This window comes from Geodermatophilus ruber (genome assembly GCF_900114385.1).
In the GTDB taxonomy this organism is placed as follows: domain Bacteria; phylum Actinomycetota; class Actinomycetes; order Mycobacteriales; family Geodermatophilaceae; genus Geodermatophilus; species Geodermatophilus ruber.
Genome location: NZ_FOSW01000007.1, coordinates 168,395 through 189,812, shown reverse-complemented (window position 1 = coordinate 189,812; position 21,418 = coordinate 168,395). Strand labels below are relative to the sequence as shown.

Sequence of the window (21,418 nt, the reverse complement as noted above, 5' to 3'; positions counted from 1 at the left end):
CCGCTGCAGGGTCCCGACCCGAGCCTGCGAGGGTTGGGGAGCGGTGGGGTCCTTCTAGGATCGTTGCCGATGTCCGCTTCGGTCTCCGCCCCCGCGTCCAGTGCCCCGACGACCGCCGTCCCGACGGGCGCCGGGCAGCGCCCGCGGCTGCTGCTCCTCGACGGGCACTCCCTGGCCTACCGGGCCTTCTTCGCCCTGCCGGTGGAGAACTTCTCCACAACCACGGGCCAGCCGACCAACGCGGTCTACGGCTTCACCTCGATGCTGATCAACATTCTCCGCGACGAGCAGCCGACCCACCTGGCGGTCGCCTTCGACGTGGGCCGCAAGACCTTCCGCAGCGAGATCTACGCCGAGTACAAGGCCAACCGGGCCGAGAGCCCCACGGACTTCCGCGGGCAGGTCAGCCTGATCCAGGAGGTGCTCGGCGCGCTGCACGTGCCGGTCATCACCGCGGAGGGCTACGAGGCCGACGACGTCATCGCCACCCTCACCGTCCAGGCCGTCGAGCAGGGCATGGACGTGCTCATCGCCACCGGCGACCGGGACGCGCTGCAGCTGGTCAACGAGCACGTCACCGTGCTGTACCCCCGCAAGGGCGTCTCCGACCTCACCCGGTTCACCCCGGAGGAGGTCGAGACCAAGTACGGCCTCTCGCCGGCGCAGTACCCCGACTTCGCCGCGCTGCGGGGCGACCCCAGCGACAACCTGCCGAGCATCCCGAGCGTGGGGGAGAAGACCGCCGCCAAGTGGGTGCGCGAGTACGGCTCGCTCGACGCGCTGGTCGACCAGGTCGACACCGTCAAGGGCAAGGTGGGCGACAAGCTGCGCGAGCACCTGTCCTCGGTGCTGCAGAACCGCCGGCTGACCGAGCTCGACCGCGCGGTCCCCTTGGAGCTGGGGCCCGGCGACCTGGCCGTCGCGCCGTGGGACCGCAACGAGGTGCACACCCTCTTCGACAACCTGCAGTTCCGGGTGCTGCGCGACCGGCTGTTCGCCACCCTGAGCAGCGCCGAACCCGAGGTCGAGGGCGGTTTCGACGTCACCGTCGACGAGGTGCCCGCCGGGGCGCTCGGTGCCTGGCTGGACGCGCACGCGCGCACCGGCCGGACCGGCGTGATCTTCCGCGGCACGTGGGGGCGGGGCACCGGCGAGCTCAGCGGGCTGGCACTGGCCGCCGCCGACGACCACACGACCTTCGTCGACCTCGGCCCCGGCCTCGACGCCACCGACGAGCAGGCGCTGGCCGTCTGGCTGGCCGACCCCGACCGGCCGAAGGTCGTGCACGAGGTCAAGGGCCCGCTGCTGGCCATCTGGGCCCGCGGCTGGGAGCTCGTCGGCGTGGTCAGCGACACCGCGCTGGCCGCCTACCTGGCGATGCCGGGGCAGCGGTCGTTCGACCTGGGCGACCTCGCGGTGCGCTACCTGCGCCGCGAGCTCAGGGAGGCCGCCGCCGAGGAGGCGCAGCTCACCCTCGACGGGATGGGCCCGTCGGAGGAGGACCTCGCCCGCGAGGCGGCCCGGGCAGACGTCCTCAAGGCCGTGGCGGTCAACGACCTCTCCGACGCGCTGGAGTCGGTGCTCGGGCAGCGCGGCGGGGACCGGCTGCTCGGCGAGCTGGAGCTGCCGCTGAGCTTCGTGCTGGCCCGCATGGAGCAGCGCGGGATCGCCGCCGACCTGGACTTCCTCATGGAGCTGCAGCGGGAGTTCGCCGACGGCGTCGCCGGCGCGGCCGCCGAGTGCTACGCGGTGATCGGCCGCGAGGTGAACCTGGGCTCGCCCAAGCAGCTGCAGGCGGTGCTGTTCGACGAGCTGGGCCTGCCGAAGACCAAGAAGATCAAGAGCGGCTACACGACCGACGCCGAGGCGCTCACCTGGCTGCTGGGGCAGACCGGGCACCCGTTCCTCGAGCACCTGCTGCGCCACCGTGACGTGACCCGGCTGCGCACGGTCATCGACGGGCTGATCCCGATGGTCGACGACGGCGGGCGGATCCACACGACGTTCCAGCAGACCATCGCGGCCACCGGCCGGCTGTCCTCGACCGACCCGAACCTGCAGAACATCCCGATCCGCAGCGCCGAGGGGCGGCGGATCCGGCAGGCGTTCGTCGTCGGCCCGGGCTTCGAGTCGTTGATGACGGCGGACTACAGCCAGATCGAGATGCGGATCATGGCCCACCTGTCCGGCGACGAGGGGCTCATCGAGGCGTTCACCTCGGGCGAGGACCTGCACTCCTTCGTCGCCTCGCGGGCGTTCAACATCCCGATCGAGGACGTCGACCCGGAGATGCGCCGCCGGATCAAGGCGATGAGCTACGGCCTGGCCTACGGGTTGTCGGCCTACGGACTGGCCCAGCAGCTGCGGATCACCCCGGAGGAGGCGCGCGAGCAGATGCACGCCTACTTCGAGCGCTTCGGCGGCATCCGTGACTACCTCGACGGCGTGGTCGAGGAGGCCCGGCAGACCGGGTTCACCGAGACCACCCTCGGCCGGCGCCGCTACCTGCCCGACCTCACCAGCGACAACCGGCAGCGCCGGGAGATGGCCGAGCGGATGGCGCTCAACGCCCCGATCCAGGGCTCGGCGGCCGACGTCATCAAGGTGGCGATGCTCAACGTGGAGAAGGCGATCGCCGCCGAGGGCCTGCGCTCCCGGATGCTCCTGCAGGTGCACGACGAGCTCGTGCTCGAGGTGGCGCCGGGGGAGCGGGAGGCCCTGGAGGCGCTGGTCCGCCGCGAGATGGCCGGGGCCGCTGAGCTGAGCGTGCCCCTGGAGGTCTCGGTCGGCTTCGGCGCCAGCTGGGACGCCGCTGCCCACTGACCTGCCCGAACGTCCCTTCCGGCGGGCGGAGGGGCGGGTTGACCCGCCGTTCGCCGGCCGGGACGTTGGCGCCGTGATCGATGACACAGTGCTGGTGGTGGGCGCGGGGCCGGTCGGCATCCTGAACGCCCTCGGGCTCGCGCGGGCGGGCATCCCCGTGACCGTGCTGGACCGGGCGGACGACGTGGTGATGGCGCCGCGGGCGGCGGTCTACCACTGGGCGGTGCTCGAGGGGCTGGACCGGCTCGGCGTCTACGAGAAGGCGGCCGCCCGCGGTTTCCTCAAGCAGGACTACGAGTACCGCGCGCACCGGACGGGGGAGCGGGTCCGGTTCGGACTCGAGCCGCTCGACGGCATCGTGGCCCGCCCGTACAACCTGCACCTCGGGCAGGGCGATCTGGTGCGGCTCGCCCTCGAGGAGCTGGCCGCCCACGACTCGGCCACCGTCCTGTGGCAGCACACCGTCGTCGGCGTCGCGCAGGACGAGTCGGGAGTCACCGTCGCGGTCGACGCGCCCGGGGGCCGGCGGGAGTTGCGGGCCGGCTGGCTGATCGGGGCCGACGGCGCGCACAGCGCCGTGCGGCGGGCGCTCGGCATCGAGTTCGAGGGCTTCACCTGGCCCGAGCGGTTCGTGGCGACCAACGTCCGCTACCCGTTCCAGCAGCACGGCTTCGCGCAGACCAGCTTCGTCTGCGACGACGTCTACGGCGCCGTGATCGCCAAGCTCGACGAGTCGCCCGGCGGGGGGCTGTGGCGCTACACCTACTGCGAGGACGTGGCCCTGCCCGAGGAGGCCATCCTCGACCGGATGCCGGGGTTCTTCGCGGCGGTGCTGCCCGACCTGGACGGTTTCGAGCTGGTCGAGCACGCCCCCTACCGGATGCACCAGCGCTGCGCCACGCGGTTCCGCGACGGGCGGGTGCTGCTGGCCGGGGACGCCGCGCACGTGACGAACCCGGCCGGCGGGCTGGGCCTGACCGGTGGGCTGTTCGACACCTTCGTCCTGCAGGAGGCGCTCGCCGCGGTCATCCGCGGGGAGGCCGACGGGTCGGTGCTCGACGCGTACGCCCGGGAACGCCGCCGGGTCTTCCTCGAGATGGTCAACCCGGCGGCCACCGCGATCAAGAAGATGATCTTCCACTCGTCCGACCCGCAGCAGCTCGAGCGGGACATGGCCGGGCTCCGCCGGCTCGCTACCGATCGGGAGGCGCTGATCGAGCGCCTGATGGTGACCAAGGCGATGGAGACCAAGTCGCTGATCGGAGCGTGGTGACCGGCCCCGCTCCGCACGAGCTCGCCGACCCCGTCCACCGCCGCCGCGGCGCGTTCTGGCTGCCCGGCGACCTGCAGCACACCGACGGCCGTCCGTGGCAGCTCGGCCCGGCGTGGGTGCAGTGGGAGGCGCCGGCCGAGCTCACGGGGCGCCCGCCGATCGTGTTCGTCCACGGGGGCGGAAGCCAGTCGACGGACTGGCTGGGGACCACGGGCGCCCCGGTGGGGTGGGCCGAGCTGGCCGTCCGGGCGGGGTACCCGGTGTACCTGCTCGACCGGCCCGGCTACGGGCGCTCGCCGTGGGACCCGGCCCGACTGGGGGGCAAGACGCCGTTCCCGGACTATCCAGGGCTGGAGCTTCTCGTGCCGCGCGACGAGGCGCGGGCGGCGGCGCACACCGCGTGGCCCTGGGGGCGGACGGCGGGCAGCCCGCACGCCGACGCCCAGGTGGCGTCCTCCTCCGGCATGCTGCGCGACCTCGCCCTCAGTCAGGAGCTCGACGCCCGCCGCCTGGTCGACCTGCTGGACCGGACCGGCCCCGCGGTCCTGGTCGCCGCCTCGGCCGGCGCGCCGTCGGGGTGGCTGGCCGCCGACCGCCGTCCGGGTCGGGTGCGCGCCGTCGTGGCGCTCGAGCCGCTCGGCCCGCCGCACCGCGACCTCGGTCCGCTGGGCCGGCTCTCCGAGGGCCTCACGGCGGTGCCCCTCACCCGCTCGGCGGACGGGACCGCGTTGCCGTGCCTCGCCACGGTGCCGGTGTGCGTCGTCACGGCGGAGGCGTCGGGGCGGGCCGAGGCGGACCGGAGCTCCGTCCGGTTCCTGCGGGACGCCGGCGTGCCGGTCGACCACCTGGATCTGGTCGAGCACGGCGTGACCGGCAGCGGGCACGGCCTCGCGCACGAGGAGAACAACGCCGACGCGTGGGCCCTCGTGGCCTCCTGGATCGAGGACCGCCTCGGTCCGCCGGTGCGGCGCTGAGCGCCCCGCTCCCCGGGCGCCCCGCTCCCGGCGGTTGCCGACCCTCACCCTCCAGCTCTGGTCGAGGGTGAGGCTCGGCGGCCGCTGTCAGGGGCGGTGGCAGACCAGGATGAGCGTGCCGGGGATCAGCGCCCCCCGGGCCGGGGACCACTGGCCCCACTCCTGCGTGCGGTCCGGCGTCCACTCGGGCTCGACCAGGTCCTCCAGCACCAGACCCGCCCCGACGACCGCGCGCACCCAGTCGCCGACCGTGCGGTGGTGCTCCACGTAGACCGCCCGGCCCTCCTCGTCGGTCTCCACGTACGGCCGCCGGTCGAAGTAGGAGGAGACGATCCGGAGGTCCTCCGGGTCGGGGGAGTCGGGCAGCGGCCAGCGCAGCGGGTGGTTCACCGACGCGACGAACCGGCCGCCGGGCCGCAGCACCCGCGCGACCTCGGTCAGGGCGCCCTCGACGTCGGCCACGAAAGGCAGCCCGCCGAAGGCCGAGCAGACGAGGTCGACGCCGGCCGACGCCAGGGGCAGCGCGCCGACATCGGCCTGCAGCAGGGGCACGTCGACGCCGGTCGACCGGTTCAGCGCCGCGGCGCGGGCGAGCATGCCGCCGGAGAGATCCGTCGCGACCACCTCGGCACCGGCGCGGCGCAGCCACCGGGAGCAGGGGGCCGATCCGCAGCCGACCTCGAGCACCCGGCGGCCGGCGACGTTCCCGAGCAGGTGCGCGTCGCTCTCCCGCAGCCCCTCCGGGCACCACAGGAAGTCCACGTCGCCGAGGTCGTCGCCGTGCTCGGCGAGGTAGGCCGGCGCCGCCGCGTCCCACCAGCGGCGGTTGGCGCGGGCGGACTCGACGGTGCCCGCGGTGCGCCGCTCGACCCCGCTGGGCACCGGGTAGCCGTCGCTCCCCAGGGGCAGGGTGGGGTGCGGGCGCGGGGAAGAGGTCATGACACGCCGATGGTGACACGCCGCCCGGAACGGAAACCGGCGGGCGACCCAGGTGGACCGGGGCGTCTCGGCGTCCGTACGATGGGGAATACGCCAGAGGTCTGGAGTGCTGTATCCCGCACGCGGGTGCGGCGCGAGCCGGCTCTCCCGCGTTTCCCCGCGGTCGTCCGGCCGCGGGGAATCCTGTCCCTACGCATCCCCCGTCCGGAGCACTCGACCACATGACCTCCACCCAGGTCCGTCCGAACAGCACTCCCCAGGTCGCCGTCAACGACATCGGCACCGCTGAGGACTTTCTCGCCGCCATCGACCAGACGATCAAGTACTTCAACGATGGCGACATCGTCGAGGGCGTCATCGTCAAGGTCGACCGCGACGAGGTGCTGCTGGACATCGGCTACAAGACCGAGGGCGTCATCCCCTCGCGTGAGCTGTCCATCAAGCACGACGTCGACCCCAACGAGGTCGTCAGCGTCGGCGACGAGGTGGAAGCCCTCGTCCTCCAGAAGGAGGACAAGGAAGGCCGCCTGATCCTGTCCAAGAAGCGCGCCCAGTACGAGCGCGCGTGGGGCACGATCGAGGCGAAGAAGGAAGCCGACGAGGTCGTCACCGGCACCGTCATCGAGGTCGTCAAGGGTGGTCTCATCCTCGACATCGGCCTGCGCGGGTTCCTCCCCGCCTCGCTGGTCGAGATGCGTCGCGTCCGCGACCTCCAGCCCTACGTGGGCCGCGAGCTCGAGGCCAAGATCATCGAGCTCGACAAGAACCGCAACAACGTCGTCCTGTCCCGGCGCCAGTGGCTCGAGCAGACCCAGTCCGAGGTGCGCAGCGAGTTCCTCAACAAGCTCGCCAAGGGGCAGGTCCGGACCGGCGTGGTCTCCTCGATCGTCAACTTCGGTGCGTTCGTGGACCTCGGCGGCGTCGACGGTCTGGTGCACGTCTCCGAGCTTTCCTGGAAGCACATCGACCACCCGTCCGAGGTCGTCGAGGTCGGTCAGGAGGTCACCGTCGAGGTCCTCGACGTCGACCTGGACCGTGAGCGGGTCTCGCTGTCGCTGAAGGCGACGCAGGAGGACCCGTGGCGCCAGTTCGCCCGGACCCACCAGATCGGTCAGGTCGTCCCGGGCAAGGTCACCAAGCTCGTCCCCTTCGGCGCGTTCGTGCGCGTCGACGAGGGCATCGAGGGCCTGGTGCACATCTCCGAGCTGGCCGAGCGTCACGTCGAGATCCCCGAGCAGGTCGTGCAGGTCGGCGACGAGATCCTGGTCAAGGTCATCGACATCGACCTGGACCGGCGGCGGATCTCGCTGTCCCTCAAGCAGGCCAACGAGGGCGTCATCGGCGACGAGGAGCAGTTCGACCCGGCCGCCTACGGCATGGCCGCCTCGTACGACGAGCAGGGCAACTACATCTACCCCGAGGGCTTCGACCCGGAGACCGGGGAGTGGCGCGAGGGCTTCGACGCCCAGCGCGAGGAGTGGGAGCGGCAGTACGCCGAGGCCCAGGCCCGCTTCGAGGCGCACCGCAAGCAGATCGCCGAGGCCCGCGCCGCCGACGCCGAGGCTGCGGCCGGCGGCAGCTACTCCAGCAGTGACGCCGAGACCGGTGGCGACACCTCCTCCGGTGGCACGCTGGCCAGCGACGAGGCGCTCGCCGCGCTGCGGGCCAAGCTCGCCGGCGGTGAGTGAGCAGTAGCTCGCGGCTGAACGCCCGAGGCCCAGGACCCGCGTGGTCCTGGGCCTCGGGCGTTCCCGGGCCCTGCGCGGGGGGCCCGCCGCAGGGACGACGAGGGCCCCGCGGACGACGTCCGCGGGGCCCTCGGTGGGTTGCTCAGAGGCTGAGGATGATGGCGAACGCCGTGCGCGGGCGCCCGCCGGAGTTGGCGAGGAACTGCCACGTGTGCCGGCCCGCGGGCGCGGTGGCCGACAGCCAGCGCAGGAAGGCGTTGCGCGGACGCACGGAGGCCCCGTCGCGCTCCAGCCGCTCCCGCACGGCGGGCAGGTCGGTGACCCGCACCCCGGCGGGGCGGTCGATCCGGTGACGACCAGGGCCCCGTCGTGCAGCAGCAGGGGACGGCGAGGGGGCCGCGTGGGCGGATCGGGTCATGGTCGGTTCTGCCTCTCTCGGCGGGGAAGATCGCCGAGGCGGACGTTAGTGGCGTGACGGGTGTGACTGGAGCGACGCGCCGGACAAGATGGGCGGGTGTTACCGGTCCGTGACCGGTCTCCGCGTGCTGGCTACTGTCCGTCCGTGCTGCGCATCGGGTTGACCGGCGGGATCGGATCGGGAAAGAGCACCGTGGCCGGGCTGCTGGCCGCCCGCGGCGCGCGGATCATCGACGCCGACCGCATCGCGCGCGAGGTCGTCGAGCCGGGCACCCCGGGGCTGGCGGCCGTCGTGGCGGAGTTCGGCCCGGACGTGCTGACCGCCGAGGGCGCACTCGACCGGCCGGCGCTGGCCGCGGTCGTCTTCGCCGATCCCGAGGCGCGGCGGCGGCTGGACGGGATCGTGCACCCCCTGGTCCGGCAACGGGCCCTCGAACTGATCGCCGAGGCCCCCGCGGAGGCCGTGGTGGTGCAGGACGTCCCCCTGCTCGTGGAGACCGGGCAGGCGGCCTCCTACGACCTCGTGCTGGTGGTGGAGGCCGACCTCGGCACCCGCATCGAGCGGCTGGTCCTCCGGGGGCTGGCCGAGCAGGACGCCCGCGCACGCATCGCGGCCCAGGCCACCGACGAGCAGCGCCGCGCCGTCGCCCACGTCGTCCTCGACAACAGTGGCACGCCCGAGGAGCTGGCCGAGCAGGTGGACCGGTTCTGGACCGAGCGGGTCGCTCGTGATGGCTGAGCCGGGCATCGCCCGGCGTGCCCTGATCGCCGTCCTGGTGGAGGCCGAGGCGCTCGGCGCCACCGCGGTGCATGCCGAGTCCTCGGCGGGCGGCGATCGCCGACCCCGCCCCGGGCGGTGAGCGTCACCCGCAGGTCGCTGGAGCTCGCGCGGGTCGTGACCGTGACGTTCACCCGGCTCGCGCCGGCCGGGGTGTACGCCGACTGAGGCGTGGCGTTGTAGACGTGGCTGCTGCCGAGGTGCACGTACATCCCGCCCGCGGGAGCGGGGCGCTCAGCGTGTAGCTGCCCTGCACCGCCGTGACAACCCACGGGCTCTCCGTCCGCGGCTGCGGGGTCGGGGCCTGGCGGATCGCCCGGGTCGTCGTCCCACCGACCTCGAGCGGGGCGGCCGCGGCGGCGCAGTCCTTCTCGTACGGGTCGGGAGGGCAGGACAGCGCCGCGTGAGCCAGGCTCGCGGCGAGCCCGAGGCCGGCGAGCAGTCCGGCGGACAGGACGGCCGTGAGGCGGGGCGGGATGGCGCGCAGGACATCTCCCGGGGATCGGTGTGCGGGAGCCGGGCGGCTCGCGCGCAGACCGTCGTCCGGGCATCGTCAAGACGGCGAGAACCGATGCCTCATGCCTCATGCCGCCGTGCCGGTGGTCGTACGACGCAGGGGACCGGTCGTAGGGCGCAGGAATCTCCGCGCAGGGGCTCGGAACGCCGAGAGGCCCGGGTCCACGTGGACCCGGGCCTCTCGTGCTGGTGGGCGATACTGGGTTCGAACCAGTGACCTCTACCGTGTCAAGGTAGCGCTCTACCACTGAGCCAATCGCCCGATCCGGCCTGCAGGCCGGTCCGCTCCACCGCGCTCGGCGAGGAGCCGAGGTGGAGACGGGATTTGAACCCGTGTAGACGGCTTTGCAGGCCGTTGCCTCGCCTCTCGGCCACTCCACCGCACACGGGCGCCGGTCTCGCGACCAGCGCCCGAGGTTCCGAGCGGACGACGGGATTCGAACCCGCGACCCTCACCTTGGCAAGGTGATGCTCTACCAGCTGAGCCACGTCCGCGTTGCTGTGTTGCAGGAAGAACGATACCTGACCCCGCGACCGGGGTTCACGGGGGGGTCCCCGGGGGGTCAGCGACCCGTCGGATCCGCCCCTCCGTTGGACAGCAGGGCAGCCAGTTCGTCGTCCACCTCCAGGACCGAGCTCTCTTCCCCGGCCGGGACGATCGACTCGGTCAGCCGCAGGAATCCCGCCACCGTGCCGCGGGAGACCTCGAACAGCGCCTCGCCCGACGGGGCCCGCAGGTGCAGGTAGAGGACGTCCCCGGAGGTGCGCGAGGGCCACAGCCGGACGTCGCCCTCGCCGGCCGGCCGGTCCAGCCCGGTCCGGAGCAGCTCCCGGCCGACCAGCCAGGAGATGCCCTCGCCACCGCCGGCGCTGCTGTCACCGAAGGTGATGCGGACCGCGAACGGGTCGCTGATCTCGTAGCTGAGCAGCGCGGGCACCTCGGTCCAGGACTGCGGGCCGACGAGATGGAGAGTGGTGGGGCACGTGTACCCGGGTGTCGAGCGGCTGACCATGTTCCGTAGAACGACCTTTCCGGTACGAGGTCACGCCAGGACTCTCCCCGGGCGTGTCGCTCTGGTGATGCCCGCTCCGGCAGGGGCTGAACCGCGGCCCCTTCCGGGCCGGACGTGTGACGATGGAGCGGTGAGCCGTCCGGCACGGCGCCCCGGCGGCAGCTCCGGGGACATCGACCTCGCCCTGCGCCTGCGCACGGGGGACCGGGCCGCGCTCGACGAGCTGTACGACCGCTTCAGCCGCCCGGCCCTCGCGCTGGCCCGGCGGGTCGTCGGCGACGACGCCCTGGCCGAGGCCGTGCTCCAGGAGGCGTTCCTCTCCGCATGGCGCGAGCCCGGCGCGTTCGGCCGGGGTCGTGGCAGCGTCGCGGCCTGGTTGCTGGCGACGGTGCACCGCCACGCGGTCGACGCCGTCCGCCGGGAGGAGCCCCACCGGCGCAGGCAGACCCGGGCCGGGGACGAGCTCGCCCTGGCCGCCGGGGCCGCGGAGCACCCGCCGACGGCGCTGGACTTCCTGCCCCCCGGGGAGCGCGCGGTGCTCGCCCTGGCCTACTACGGCGGGTACACCCAGCGGGAGGTGGCGGCGCTGACCGGCGTCCCGATCGACGCCGTCCGGACCCGGATGCTCACCGGCATGCGCGCCCTCAAGGAGGAGCTGGGCCAGCACGCGGGCGCCGCGACCGGGGGCGCGCTCGGCGAGGCCGCCCGGGCCGACGGGGCGGGCCGGTGAGCGCGCACCCCGGCCCCGCGGCCCGGCGCGAGGGGCACGAGCGGTTCGACCAGCTCGCGGTCGGCTGGGCGCTGCACGCCCTGGAGCCGGAGGAGGAGGCGCTCGTCGCCGCCCACCTGCCGGAGTGCCTGCGCTGCCTGCGCACCGTCGCGGAGACCGCGGAGGTCATGGGCGCGATGGCCACCGACCTGCCCCAGCCGTCGCCGGCCGAGCGGTTGCGGGCGCAGCTGCGCGCCGCGGTGGAGCAGACCCCGCAGGTGCCGCGGCTCGACGACCCGCCCGGTCCCGCCGAGCCCGCAGGACCCGTCCCGGCCGCGCGGCCGGGACGCGACCCCACCACCGGCCCCCCCGACTACCGGGTGCCCCCGCCGCTCGACGACGACGTGGCGCCCTCGGCCTGGCGGCGGGTGCTGCCCAACGCGCTGGTCGCCGCCGTGGTGGCCGCGATCCTCGCCCTGGGCACGTGGAACGTGGTGCTCGGCACGGCGCGGGACGAGGCCCGGACCGCGGCGGCGGAGCAGGCCGGCATCCTGAACGCCCTCCTGGCCCCCGGTCGGACCGCCGTCGCGGCGCTGTCCGACGACGACGGGGCGGCGGTGGCCACCGTCGTCGTCCGTACCGGTCAGCTGCAGGTGGTGACGCACGGACTCCCGGTCAACGACGACGAGCGACAGACTTACGTCGTGTGGGGAATCGGGGAGGGCGCGGACGTGGCGCTGGGCACCTTCGACGTCGTACACCCACGAATGGAGCTGAAGACCGTAGGCTCCGCGTCGACCGGGCCGGACGGCTACGCCACGTACGGCATCAGCCTCGAACCCGGACGCCAGGCTCCGCCGGAACCGTCGGAGTACGTCGCGATCGGGGAGGTGCCCAGCTGAGCGGTCCGGAGACGGCGGCGCCGCCCGAGCGGTCCGGCCACCAGCACACCCCCGAGGGCTGGCGGCAGCACTTCGCCGACGACGGGTTCCGCAGCCTGCGCGAGCGGGTCGCCGAGACCCGGTGGCGGCGCCGGTTGGCCACCCGCCGGACGGTCGACTCGGCGTACCGCCTCGTCGTGGGCGTCGTCGGCGGGGTGATCGTCGCCGTGGGCCTGGCGACGATCCCGCTGCCGGGCCCGGGCTGGCTGACCGTCATCGCCGGCCTGTTCGTGCTGGCCACCGAGTTCTTCTGGGCCGAGCGGCTGCTGGAGTTCACCAAGAAGCACGTCAAGTCCTGGACGGACTGGCTCGGCCGGCAGCCCGTGTGGGTGCGCGCGGCGGTCGCCCTGGTGACGGCGGCGTCCGTCTACGGCGTCCTGGTCGTCACCCTGCACGTGACGGGGGTTCCCGGCTGGGTGCCGGGGTGGGTACCCCTGTGGAGATGAGCGTCTGGCAGAATCGATGACGCACGGGCGATTGGCTCAGTGGTAGAGCGCTTCGTTCACACCGAAGAGGTCACTGGTTCGAACCCAGTATCGCCCACCGCGCACGAAGGGTCAGGTCCGTCACGGACCTGACCCTTCGTCGTGCAGGGCTCCGGAGACCGCCCGCGGGATGATCACCCGGTGACCGTGGCGCGCTCCCTGGCCCTGTTCCTGCTCGCCGCGCTGGCCGAGATCGGCGGCGCCTGGCTCGTCTGGCAGGGCCTGCGCGAACACCGGGGCTGGCTGTGGGTGGCGGGTGGGGCCCTGGCGCTGGCCGGCTACGGGCTCGTCGCGACGCTGCAGCCCGACCCGCACTTCGGCCGCATCCTCGCCGCCTACGGCGGAATCTTCGTCGCGGGGAGCCTCGCCTGGGGGATGGTCGTGGACGGCTTCCGCCCGGACCGCTACGACATCCTCGGCGCGGCGATCTGCCTGGTCGGCGTGCTGGTCATCATGTACGCGCCGCGCGCCGGCTCCTGAGGAGCGGCGCGCGGCCTGCTGCCGCCCCGGCCGGCCGGCGGCGGGGACGGCCGCGGCGGCGCACCATGGGGCAGTGCCCCAGCTCGCCCGAGCCGACCGCCTCGACGTGATCCTCGATCGCGACGGCGCCACGTGCATCTGGTGCGGCCGCGCGTTCGGCCCCCTGATCCGCCCCACCACCGAGCACGTCGTGCCCCGCCTCAAGGGCGGCCCGTCCTGGCTGGAGAACGAGGTGGCGGCCTGCCGCCGGTGCAACTCCGAGCGCGGGCACCGCGCCCCGGTCGACTGGCTCGAGGAGTGCGAGCGGCGCGGCTGGGATCCCGACGCGGCGCGGCTGGGCCGGGCGCTCACCGGACTGGAGGAGGCGATCACCCGCACCGGTGGGCAGCGGCGGGCCCGGCCCTACCTCGACGCGCAGCTGCGCCGGCTGCGCCGACGACTGCCCCGGCCGGCGGGCGCACGGTCCCCGGGTCGCCGTAGCGTCGCCATGTGACGGAGCCGGCGAGGTGACCGGGCCGGCGAGGAGGGGCCGTGACCGAGAACGTGGGCAGCGTGGCGCAGATCGCCGTCTACCCGGTGAAGAGCCTGGCCGGCCGCACCGTCGGTGAGGCGAGGGTGGGTCCGGCCGGTCTGGTCGGGGACCGGGCGTGGGCGGTGGTCGACGCGACGACGGGCGAGCGGGTGACGACGAGGACCGCACCCGCGATGGCCGAGGTGGTCGCCACCGGCGACGGCGAGGCCGACACGATCACCCTCACCGAGGTGCTGGGCCTCCCGGTGCGGCTGGTGCGCGCCGAGGCGCCGCAGGGGGACGCCGCCGCCGTCCACCTGGTCAGCCGGTCGGCGATCGCCCGCGCCGCCGGGGGCGACGTCCCCGAGGGCTGCTCGGCCGACGACCCGCGCGCGAACCTGCTGCTGGCGCTCGACGACGAGCAGGACGAGCGCACCTGGGTGGGGCGGAACCTGCGCGTCGGCGAGGTCGAGCTGTCGGTGAGCCGCACGCCCAAGCACTGTCTGGGCGTCTACGCCGAGGTCCGCACCCCCGGCCTGGTGCGGGTCGGGGATCGGGTCGAGGTGCTCACCCCCTAGAGAGCCCCGACCCGGGGATCGCTGCCGGCTGGGTCCGGCGCGCCGGTTCCCGGAGCTCCGGTGGATACCCTTCCCTAGTCCCGGCCGACCCGGCCGGGCCGCATCGATCGACCTCCCAGGAGCTCCCGTGTCAGCCGCGCCCAACCTCGCCGCCACCGCCCCGATCCGGGTGCCGGCCGGGACGACGGCCCAGGACGCGCTCAAGGAGGCCGGGATCCCACTCAAGGGACCCGACGGAGCCGTCGTCGTCCGGGACCTGGCCACCGGCGACCTGAAGGACCTCGCATGGGCGCCCGAGGCCGACGCCGAGGTGGAACCGGTACCCGCCGCGAGCCCCGAGGGCCGTGCGGTGATCCGGCACTCCACCGCGCACGTGCTTGCGCAGGCGGTCCAGGACCTCTTCCCCGGCACCCGGCTGGGCATCGGCCCGCCCGTGGAGAACGGCTTCTACTACGACTTCGACCCGGAGCGGCCGTTCACCCCCGAGGACCTGCAGGCCCTCGAGAAGCGGATGCAGGAGATCGTCCGGGCCGGTCAGTACTTCTCCCGGCGGGAGATCAGCGACGCCGACGCCGAGGCGGAGCTCGCCTCCGAGCCGTACAAGCTCGAGCTGATCGGGCTCAAGGGTGGTGCGGGGGAGGCCGCCGAGGGTGCCGACGTCGAGGTCGGCGGCGCGCAGCTGACCATGTACGACAACCGCGACGCCCGCACCGGGGACCTGGTGTGGACCGACCTCTGCCGCGGCCCGCACCTGCCGCGGACCAACAACATCCCGGCGTTCTCCCTCACCCGGTCGGCGGCCGCCTACTGGCGCGGCAGCGAGAAGAACCCGCAGCTGCAGCGCATCTACGGCACCGCGTGGGAGAGCAGGGAGGCGCACAAGGCCTACCTGGAGCAGCTGGCCGAGGCCGAGCGCCGCGACCACCGGCGGCTGGGCGCCGAGCTGGACCTGTTCAGCTTTCCCGACGAGATCGGCTCGGGCCTGGTCGTCTTCCACCCCAAGGGTGGCGTGATCAAGCGGGAGATGGAGGACTACGTCCGCCGCCGCCACATCGAGGAGGGCTTCGACTACGTCGGCACGCCGCACATCAGCAAGCGCGGCCTGTTCGAGACCTCGGGGCACCTGCCGTACTACGCGGACACCATGTTCCCGCCGATGGAGCTGGAGAACGCGGAGTACTACCTCAAGGCCATGAACTGCCCGATGCACAACCTGATCTTCAGGTCGCGCGGGCGGTCCTACCGCGATCTGCCGCTGCGCTTCTTCGAGTTCGGCACGGTCTACCGGTACGAGAAGTCCGGCGTCGTCCACGGGCTCACCCGCGTGCGCGGGCTGACCCAGGACGACTCGCACAGCTACGTCACCCCGGAGCAGGCACCCGGGGAGATCCGGCACCTGCTGGCCTTCGTGCTCGGCCTGCTGAGCGACTTCGGCCTGGACGACTACTACCTGGAGCTGTCCACCCGCGGGGACTCGGACAAGTTCATCGGCTCCGGCGAGCAGTGGGCCGAGGCCACCGCGGTGCTCGAGGAGGCGGCGCGGGAGACCGGGCTGGAACTCGTGGCCGACCCGGGCGGCGCGGCGTTCTACGGGCCGAAGATCTCCGTCCAGGCCCGCGACGCGATCGGCCGCACCTGGCAGATGTCGACCATCCAGTACGACTTCAACCAGCCGGCGCGCTTCGGCCTGGAGTACACCTCCGCCGACGGCGGCCGCGCGCAGCCGGTCATGATCCACTCGGCCAAGTTCGGGTCGATCGAGCGGTTCTTCGGCGTCCTCACCGAGCACTACGCCGGGGCGTTCCCGGCCTGGCTGGCCCCGGTGCAGGTCACCGGCATCCCGGTCACCGACGAGCAGGTGCCCTATCTGACCGACGTCGCCCTGCAGCTGCGGGCGCGCGGCATCCGGGTGGAGGTCGACGACTCCGACGACCGGATGCAGAAGAAGATCCGCACCGCCAGCAAGCAGAAGGTGCCGTTCGTGCTCATCGCCGGCGCCACCGAGGCCGAGGCCGGCGCGGTCTCCTTCCGCTTCCGGGACGGCAGCCAGCACAACGGCGTGCCGGTCGACCAGGCGGTGGCCGCGATCGTGCAGTGGGTCGAGAGCCGGGCCAACGTCGACCCCACCGCCGAGGCGCTGGTGGCCGGATGACCGCCGGGACCGACGGTGCGAGCGACCGGGCGGGTTTACACGCCCCGGTCTCCAACGACGACGGCGGCCCGGCCACGGTGTTCGAGCACCTGTGGACGCCGTACCGGATGGCCTACATCCGCGGGGAGGGCAAGCCCACCGGCGCGCACGACTGCCCGTTCTGCCTCATCCCGCAGATGAGCGACGACGACGGGCTGATCGTGGCCCGCGGCCAGACGGTCTACGCCGTCCTGAACCTGTACCCGTACAACGCCGGGCACCTGATGCTCGTGCCGTACCGGCACGTGCCCGACTACACCGACCTCACGCCGGAGGAGGTCGCGGAGCTGGGGGAGTTCACCCAGACGGCGATGCGGGTGGTGCGGGCGGTCTCCGGGGCCCACGGGTTCAACATCGGGATGAACCAGGGCTCGGTCGCCGGCGCCGGCATCGCCGACCACCTGCACCAGCACGCGGTGCCGCGCTGGGGCGGGGACACCAACTTCATGCCGGTCGTCGGGCTGACCCGGGTACTCCCGCAGGTGCTGAGCGAGACGCGGGCGCTGCTGGCCGAGAGCTGGCCGTTCCCCGACGACAGCCGCGGGGGCGTCGCCGTGGCGAACGAGCCCGGAACGGAACCGGACCGGAGAACGCCCCCCGACGGCGGGGCCGCGCCACCCCGGGAGGCCTGAGGTGCTCGGGATCAACGCCCGGGCCGCCGTCGGGCGGTTCTGGGCGCCGGTCGTGGCGCGCCTGGTGCGCTCCGGGGTGACCGCCGACATGGTCACCCTCACCGGCACGCTGGGCGCGATCGCCGGAGCGATCGGGCTCATCGCCACCGGGCACCTGTTCTGGGGCGCGTTCACCGTGACGGTCTTCGTGCTGCTCGACATGCTCGACGGCGCGCTGGCCCGGGCGCGCGGTGGCGGGTCGGTCTTCGGTGCCGTGCTGGACTCCACCGGCGACCGGGCCGCCGACGCGGCGATCTTCGGCGCGCTGGTGTGGTGGTTCTCCGGGGCGGGGGACAACCGGCTGCTGGTGCTGCTGGCGCTGCTCTGCCTCGTCCTCGGCGTGCTCACCTCCTACGTCAAGGCCCGCGCGGAGGGCATGGGCCTGTCCTGCGACGTCGGGATCGTCGAGCGCACCGAGCGGCTGATCCTCGTGCTCACGGGCACCGGGCTGTTCGGCCTGGGCGTGCCCTACGCCGTCCACGTGGGGCTGTGGGTGCTGCTCGTCGGCAGCGCGGTGACCGTCGGGCAGCGCTTCGCCGCGGTGCACCGGGCCGCGCGGGACCAGCAGCTGTCCGCGGCCTCGCCGTCGCCGGAGAAGGCGCCGTGAGCGGGGCCCTCGGCGGCGGGGTGCCGGAGCCGGGGGCCGGACCCGGCGGGGCCGTGGAGCTGCGCCCGGTGCCGGGCCGCCCCTCGCCGGGCGCGCGGGCCTCGGCCCGGCTGACCGACCTGGGCTACGCGGCCGGCTGGGGTGCGGTGAAGCTGCTGCCCGAGCCGGTGGTGCGGGCCGCGTTCGACGCGGCTGGGCGGTGGGCGGCCGGGCGCGACGGCCGGGGCGTGCGGCAGCTGCGCGCCAACCTCCGGGTGGTCACCGGCGGCCGGCTGGGCGAGGCCGAGCTCGACGCGCTCACCGGGCGTGCGATGCGCTCCTACGCGCGCTACTGGCAGGAGGCCTTCCGGCTGCCGCGGCTGTCGAGCGGGCGGATCGTCGCCGGTTCCGAGATGCTCGGCCGGGAGCACCTCGAGAAGGCGCGAGGCGAGGGCCGGGGCCTGGTCTTCGCCCTGCCGCACAGCGGCAACTGGGACGCCGCGGGGGTGTGGTTCGTCGACTGGCTCGACGGCCCGTTCATGACCGTCGCCGAGCGGCTGCGGCCGGAGTCGCTGTACCGCCGGTTCCTCGACTACCGCGAGTCCCTGGGCATGCGGGTGGTGCCGCTGACCGGGGGGCCGCGGCCCAGCTCCGCCGTCCTGGGCGAGTGGCTCGCCGCCGGCGGGTCGGTCTGCCTGCTCGTCGACCGCGACCTCGGGCACGGCGGCATCCCGGTGGACTTCTTCGGCCGGCCGGCGACGATGCCCGGCGGGCCGGCGTTGCTGGCCGCCCGCACCGGCGCCGCGCTGCACCCGGCGGTCTGCTCGTTCACCGACCGCGGCTGGCGGCTGGACGTCCGGCGCGAGGTTCCCGTCGACGGCCCGGGCCGGCTGCGGGACCGCGTCGCTGCCGCGATGCAGGGCGTGGCCGACGCCTTCACCGACGGCATCGCCCGGCATCCCGAGGACTGGCACATGCTCGGGCGGGTCTGGGCCGACGTGCCTCCCGACCCGGCGAGGGGAGACCGGTCCCGATGAGGATCGGCCTGGTCTGCCCCTACCAGTGGGACGTCCCCGGCGGGGTCCAGTACCACGTGCGCGACCTCGCCGAGACCCTGCGCGGGATGGGCCACCACGTCGAGGTGCTCACCCCCGCCGAGCGGGAGGAGTCGCTGCCGGCCGAGCACGTCACCTGGGCCGGGCGCACCGTCCCCGTCCCGTACAACGGCTCGATGGCCAGCGTGCAGTTCGGGCCGGTCTCGGCCGCGCGGGTGCGGCGCTGGCTGCGCGACGGGCACTTCGACGTCGTCCACGTGCACGACCCGGCGCCCCCGTCGACCGGCCTGCTGGTCTGCATGATCGCCAGGGGCCCGATCGTGGCCACCTTCCACGCGGCCACCACCCGGTCCAAGTTCCTGGCTGCCTTGGGGCCGGTCATCCGCCCGTGGCTGGAGAAGATCAGCGGCCGCATCGCCGTGTCCGACTTCGCCCGCCGGGTGCAGGTCGAGCACCTGGGCGGGGACGCGGTGATCATCCCCAACGGCGTGCACGTGCCCGCCTTCGCGGAGGGACCGACGCTGCCCGGGTACGCCCGGGGCGTCGACGGGCCCACCATCGGCTTCCTCGGCCGCTACGACGAGCCGCGCAAGGGCCTGCCGGTGCTGCTCGAGGCCATGCGCACCGTCGTCCGGGAGCACCCCGGCGCCCGGCTGCTCATCGCCGGCCGCGGCGATCCCGGGGCCGTGCACGAGCTGCTGGGGGAGGACCTGCGCGCGCACGTCGCGCTCCTGGGCGAGCTCGCCGAGGAGGACAAGGCCGCCTTCCTGCGCTCGGTCGACGTCTACTGCGCCCCGAACCTGCTCGGCGAGTCCTTCGGGATCATCCTCATCGAGGCGATGGCCGCGGGGGCGCCGATCGTCGCCAGCGACCTGGACGCCTTCGCCAAGGTGCTCGAGGACGGCGCCGCCGGCGTCCTGGTCCGCCGCGGCGACCCCCGGGCGCTGGCCGGGGCCCTGGGCGACCTGCTCGCCGACCCCGACCGGCGGGCCGGGCTCTCGGCCGCCGGCAGGGCGGCGGCCGCCGGCTACGACTGGTCGGTGGTCGCGCGCCGGATCCTGGCCGTCTACGAGACCGTGGTGCTGCCCGGCGGGCCGGAGGTGACCGCGGCGGAGGACGTCGAGCTGCCCGCCGTGCCCGCACTCCTGCCCGGGGAACCCACGGACGCCCCGTCCCGGTCACCGCTGCGGCGGTGGGTCCAGCGCTAGCCTGACCCGTCGTGACTCCCGACGTCTGGCTGCTGCTGGCGGTGGCCGCCGCCGTGCTGCTGCTGATGCTGTGGGCCGGCTGGACGCTGACCCGGCTGCGGCGCCTGGAGACGCGCGTGGAGCGCGCCCGGATCGCCCTGGACACCCAGCTGCGGCGGCGCGCCGGGCTGGCCGCCGAGCTGACCCGCGACCACGCCGCCGCGCTGGGGAGGGAACACGCGGCCCGGCTGGCGGCTGCCGCGCGCGAGGCGCGCGACCCGCGGGCCGGCGACCGGGAGCTGGCGGAGAACCAGCTGGGCCGCGAGCTGCGCGAGCTCCCCGCGGAGCTGCCGGGGGTGCCTCCCGCGCTCCTCGCCGACCTCCGGGGCACCGCCACCCGGATCGGGCTGGCCCGGCGCTTCTACAACGACGCCGTCCGCGACACCCACCTGCTGCGCACCCGGCGGCTCACCGGGCTGCTGCGGTTGCACGCCTCCCGGCCGCTGCCGCGGTTCTTCGACATCGAGGACGGTCTGGACGAGGTGACCGGCAGCGTCTCCGGCGCCGGTCGGGGCAGGCCCTGACGGGCCGTACGATGAGCCTGCCCGATCATCGTCGAACCTGAGGCAGCATCCCGTGGCAGCGCACGACGCACAGCAGAACCCTTCCGTCCTCCCCGCCGCCACCACCGGCACCGCGGCCGTCAAGCGCGGCATGGCCGAGCAGCTCAAGGGCGGGGTGATCATGGACGTCGTCACCCCGGAGCAGGCCAGGATCGCCGAGGACGCCGGCGCCGTCGCCGTCATGGCGCTCGAGCGGGTGCCCGCCGACATCCGCGCGCAGGGCGGGATCGCGCGGATGAGCGACCCCGACATGATCCAGGGCATCATCGAGGCGGTCTCGATCCCGGTCATGGCCAAGGCCCGCATCGGTCACTTCGTCGAGGCGCAGGTGCTGCAGAGCCTGGGCGTGGACTACATCGACGAGTCCGAGGTGCTGACCCCGGCCGACGAGGCGCACCACATCGACAAGCACGCGTTCACCGTGCCGTTCGTGTGCGGCGCCACCGACCTGGGCGAGGCGTTGCGGCGCATCGCCGAGGGCGCGGCGATGATCCGCTCCAAGGGCGAGGCCGGCACCGGCAACGTCGTCGAGGCCACCCGGCACATGCGGGCCCTGCGCTCCGGGATCCGCCGCCTGGCGACCCTCGACGAGACCGAGCTGTTCGTCGCGGCCAAGGAGCTGCGCGCCCCCTACGACCTGGTCGCCGAGGTGGCGCGACTCGGGAAGCTGCCGGTCGTGCTGTTCACCGCCGGCGGCCTGGCCACCCCGGCCGACGCGGCGATGATGATGCAGCTGGGCGCCGAGGGCGTCTTCGTCGGCTCGGGCATCTTCAAGTCCGGCGACCCCGCCCAGCGCGCCGCGGCGATCGTGCAGGCGACGACGTTCTTCGACGACCCGGACGTGATCGCCAAGGTCTCCCGCGGGCTCGGCGAGGCCATGGTCGGCATCAACGTGGCCACCCTGCCCGACAGCGAGCGGTACGCCACCCGCGGCTGGTGATCCCGCGCCCCGCGGTGCGCACGTGACCGGAGCGATGCGC

23 protein-coding genes and 4 tRNA genes are annotated in these 21,418 nt (G+C 74.0%); 21 read left to right on the top strand and 6 right to left on the bottom strand.

Features of this window, described 5'->3' with window-relative positions; all coding sequences use genetic code 11:
* Window positions 1-69: 69 nt before the first annotated feature.
* The 3 genes from polA to BMZ50_RS13230 all read left to right on the top strand — a co-directional run bounded on the left by polA (window position 70) and on the right by BMZ50_RS13230 (window position 5,070).
* Window positions 70-2,823 (top strand): DNA polymerase I, encoded by a 2,754-nt coding sequence (gene polA, locus BMZ50_RS13240; RefSeq protein ID WP_091325267.1) that lies wholly within the window; start codon window positions 70-72, stop codon window positions 2,821-2,823.
* Window positions 2,824-2,896: 73 nt separating this feature from the next.
* A complete protein-coding gene (locus tag BMZ50_RS13235) occupies window positions 2,897-4,096 on the top strand; it encodes an FAD-dependent oxidoreductase (protein ID WP_091325265.1) in 1,200 nt (399 codons plus the stop codon).
* Complete coding sequence (locus BMZ50_RS13230) at window positions 4,093-5,070, top strand: alpha/beta fold hydrolase (RefSeq protein ID WP_177212772.1); 978 nt, start codon at window positions 4,093-4,095, stop codon at window positions 5,068-5,070. The genes BMZ50_RS13235 and BMZ50_RS13230 overlap by 4 nt, the downstream gene beginning before the upstream one ends.
* A gap of 87 nt (window positions 5,071-5,157) precedes the next feature.
* On the opposite strand, the gene BMZ50_RS13225 is transcribed toward BMZ50_RS13230, so the two are convergent.
* Complete coding sequence (locus BMZ50_RS13225) at window positions 5,158-6,009, bottom strand: class I SAM-dependent methyltransferase (protein ID WP_091325260.1); 852 nt, start codon at window positions 6,007-6,009, stop codon at window positions 5,158-5,160.
* 221 nt (window positions 6,010-6,230) lie between these two features.
* Here BMZ50_RS13225 and rpsA point away from each other — a divergent pair, with 221 nt between their 5' ends.
* Entirely contained in the window at window positions 6,231-7,697 is a 1,467-nt protein-coding gene (gene rpsA / locus BMZ50_RS13220) for a 30S ribosomal protein S1 (RefSeq protein WP_091325258.1), read from the top strand.
* Between the two features lie 142 nt (window positions 7,698-7,839).
* On the opposite strand, the gene BMZ50_RS13215 is transcribed toward rpsA, so the two are convergent.
* Complete coding sequence (locus BMZ50_RS13215; protein WP_245753631.1) at window positions 7,840-8,025, bottom strand: hypothetical protein; 186 nt, start codon at window positions 8,023-8,025, stop codon at window positions 7,840-7,842.
* Between the two features lie 234 nt (window positions 8,026-8,259).
* Between BMZ50_RS13215 and coaE the strand changes: the two genes are divergently transcribed.
* The 3 genes from coaE (at window position 8,260) to BMZ50_RS24195 (ending at window position 9,299) form a co-directional block, all read left to right on the top strand.
* On the top strand, window positions 8,260-8,853 hold the full coding sequence (gene coaE, locus BMZ50_RS13210) for a dephospho-CoA kinase (protein WP_091325254.1): 594 nt from the start codon (window positions 8,260-8,262) through the stop codon (window positions 8,851-8,853).
* Window positions 8,846-8,974, top strand: coding sequence for a hypothetical protein (locus BMZ50_RS25060; RefSeq protein WP_281245437.1), 129 nt, complete (start codon window positions 8,846-8,848; stop codon window positions 8,972-8,974). The genes coaE and BMZ50_RS25060 overlap by 8 nt, the downstream gene beginning before the upstream one ends.
* A 178-nt stretch (window positions 8,975-9,152) precedes the next feature.
* Window positions 9,153-9,299 carry a hypothetical protein gene (locus tag BMZ50_RS24195; protein ID WP_177212771.1) on the top strand — a complete coding sequence of 49 codons (147 nt, stop codon included), beginning with the start codon at window positions 9,153-9,155 and terminating at the stop codon, window positions 9,297-9,299.
* A gap of 296 nt (window positions 9,300-9,595) precedes the next feature.
* Here the strand turns inward: BMZ50_RS24195 and BMZ50_RS13205 are convergent.
* The 4 genes from BMZ50_RS13205 to BMZ50_RS13190 form a co-directional block, all read right to left on the bottom strand.
* Window positions 9,596-9,670: transfer RNA gene (locus BMZ50_RS13205), tRNA-Val, on the bottom strand.
* A 48-nt stretch (window positions 9,671-9,718) separates the two neighbouring features.
* Window positions 9,719-9,789 (bottom strand) — tRNA-Cys (locus BMZ50_RS13200).
* A gap of 41 nt (window positions 9,790-9,830) precedes the next feature.
* Window positions 9,831-9,903, bottom strand: a tRNA-Gly gene (locus BMZ50_RS13195).
* A 68-nt stretch (window positions 9,904-9,971) separates the two neighbouring features.
* A complete protein-coding gene (locus BMZ50_RS13190; protein WP_091325251.1) occupies window positions 9,972-10,421 on the bottom strand; it encodes an SsgA family sporulation/cell division regulator in 450 nt (149 codons plus the stop codon).
* Between the two features lie 130 nt (window positions 10,422-10,551).
* On the opposite strand from BMZ50_RS13190, the gene BMZ50_RS13185 reads away from it, so the two are divergent.
* The 14 genes from BMZ50_RS13185 to pdxS all read left to right on the top strand — a co-directional run bounded on the left by BMZ50_RS13185 (window position 10,552) and on the right by pdxS (window position 21,378).
* Window positions 10,552-11,151: an RNA polymerase sigma factor gene (locus BMZ50_RS13185; RefSeq protein WP_245753630.1), complete on the top strand. Its 600-nt coding sequence runs from the start codon at window positions 10,552-10,554 to the stop codon at window positions 11,149-11,151.
* A complete protein-coding gene (locus BMZ50_RS13180) occupies window positions 11,148-12,032 on the top strand; it encodes an anti-sigma factor domain-containing protein (protein WP_091325248.1) in 885 nt (294 codons plus the stop codon). Before BMZ50_RS13185 ends, BMZ50_RS13180 begins: the two co-directional genes overlap by 4 nt.
* A gap of 134 nt (window positions 12,033-12,166) precedes the next feature.
* A complete protein-coding gene (locus tag BMZ50_RS13175) occupies window positions 12,167-12,517 on the top strand; it encodes a PGPGW domain-containing protein (protein ID WP_245753629.1) in 351 nt (116 codons plus the stop codon).
* Window positions 12,518-12,542: 25 nt separating this feature from the next.
* Window positions 12,543-12,614 (top strand) — tRNA-Val (locus tag BMZ50_RS13170).
* 83 nt (window positions 12,615-12,697) lie between these two features.
* Complete coding sequence (locus BMZ50_RS13165; protein WP_091325246.1) at window positions 12,698-13,036, top strand: YnfA family protein; 339 nt, start codon at window positions 12,698-12,700, stop codon at window positions 13,034-13,036.
* A gap of 73 nt (window positions 13,037-13,109) precedes the next feature.
* Window positions 13,110-13,529 carry an HNH endonuclease gene (locus tag BMZ50_RS13160; RefSeq protein WP_091325243.1) on the top strand — a complete coding sequence of 140 codons (420 nt, stop codon included), beginning with the start codon at window positions 13,110-13,112 and terminating at the stop codon, window positions 13,527-13,529.
* 38 nt (window positions 13,530-13,567) lie between these two features.
* The gene (locus tag BMZ50_RS13155) at window positions 13,568-14,125 is read left to right on the top strand and encodes an MOSC N-terminal beta barrel domain-containing protein (RefSeq protein ID WP_245753628.1); all 558 of its coding nucleotides are present in this window, start codon (window positions 13,568-13,570) and stop codon (window positions 14,123-14,125) included.
* Between the two features lie 127 nt (window positions 14,126-14,252).
* Complete coding sequence (thrS, locus tag BMZ50_RS13150; protein WP_091325241.1) at window positions 14,253-16,277, top strand: threonine--tRNA ligase; 2,025 nt, start codon at window positions 14,253-14,255, stop codon at window positions 16,275-16,277.
* The gene (locus tag BMZ50_RS13145) at window positions 16,274-16,948 is read left to right on the top strand and encodes an HIT family protein (RefSeq protein WP_281245436.1); all 675 of its coding nucleotides are present in this window, start codon (window positions 16,274-16,276) and stop codon (window positions 16,946-16,948) included. Before thrS ends, BMZ50_RS13145 begins: the two co-directional genes overlap by 4 nt.
* A gap of 1 nt (window position 16,949) precedes the next feature.
* Entirely contained in the window at window positions 16,950-17,594 is a 645-nt protein-coding gene (pgsA, locus tag BMZ50_RS13140) for a phosphatidylinositol phosphate synthase (RefSeq protein WP_091325239.1), read from the top strand.
* A complete protein-coding gene (locus BMZ50_RS13135; protein ID WP_245753627.1) occupies window positions 17,591-18,610 on the top strand; it encodes a phosphatidylinositol mannoside acyltransferase in 1,020 nt (339 codons plus the stop codon). The genes pgsA and BMZ50_RS13135 overlap by 4 nt, the downstream gene beginning before the upstream one ends.
* Window positions 18,607-19,836 carry a glycosyltransferase family 4 protein gene (locus BMZ50_RS13130; RefSeq protein ID WP_091325236.1) on the top strand — a complete coding sequence of 410 codons (1,230 nt, stop codon included), beginning with the start codon at window positions 18,607-18,609 and terminating at the stop codon, window positions 19,834-19,836. The genes BMZ50_RS13135 and BMZ50_RS13130 overlap by 4 nt, the downstream gene beginning before the upstream one ends.
* Before the next feature lie 11 nt (window positions 19,837-19,847).
* Window positions 19,848-20,399 carry a LemA family protein gene (locus BMZ50_RS13125; protein WP_091325234.1) on the top strand — a complete coding sequence of 184 codons (552 nt, stop codon included), beginning with the start codon at window positions 19,848-19,850 and terminating at the stop codon, window positions 20,397-20,399.
* 52 nt (window positions 20,400-20,451) lie between these two features.
* A complete protein-coding gene (gene pdxS, locus BMZ50_RS13120; protein WP_091325232.1) occupies window positions 20,452-21,378 on the top strand; it encodes a pyridoxal 5'-phosphate synthase lyase subunit PdxS in 927 nt (308 codons plus the stop codon).
* Window positions 21,379-21,418 lie beyond the last annotated feature (40 nt).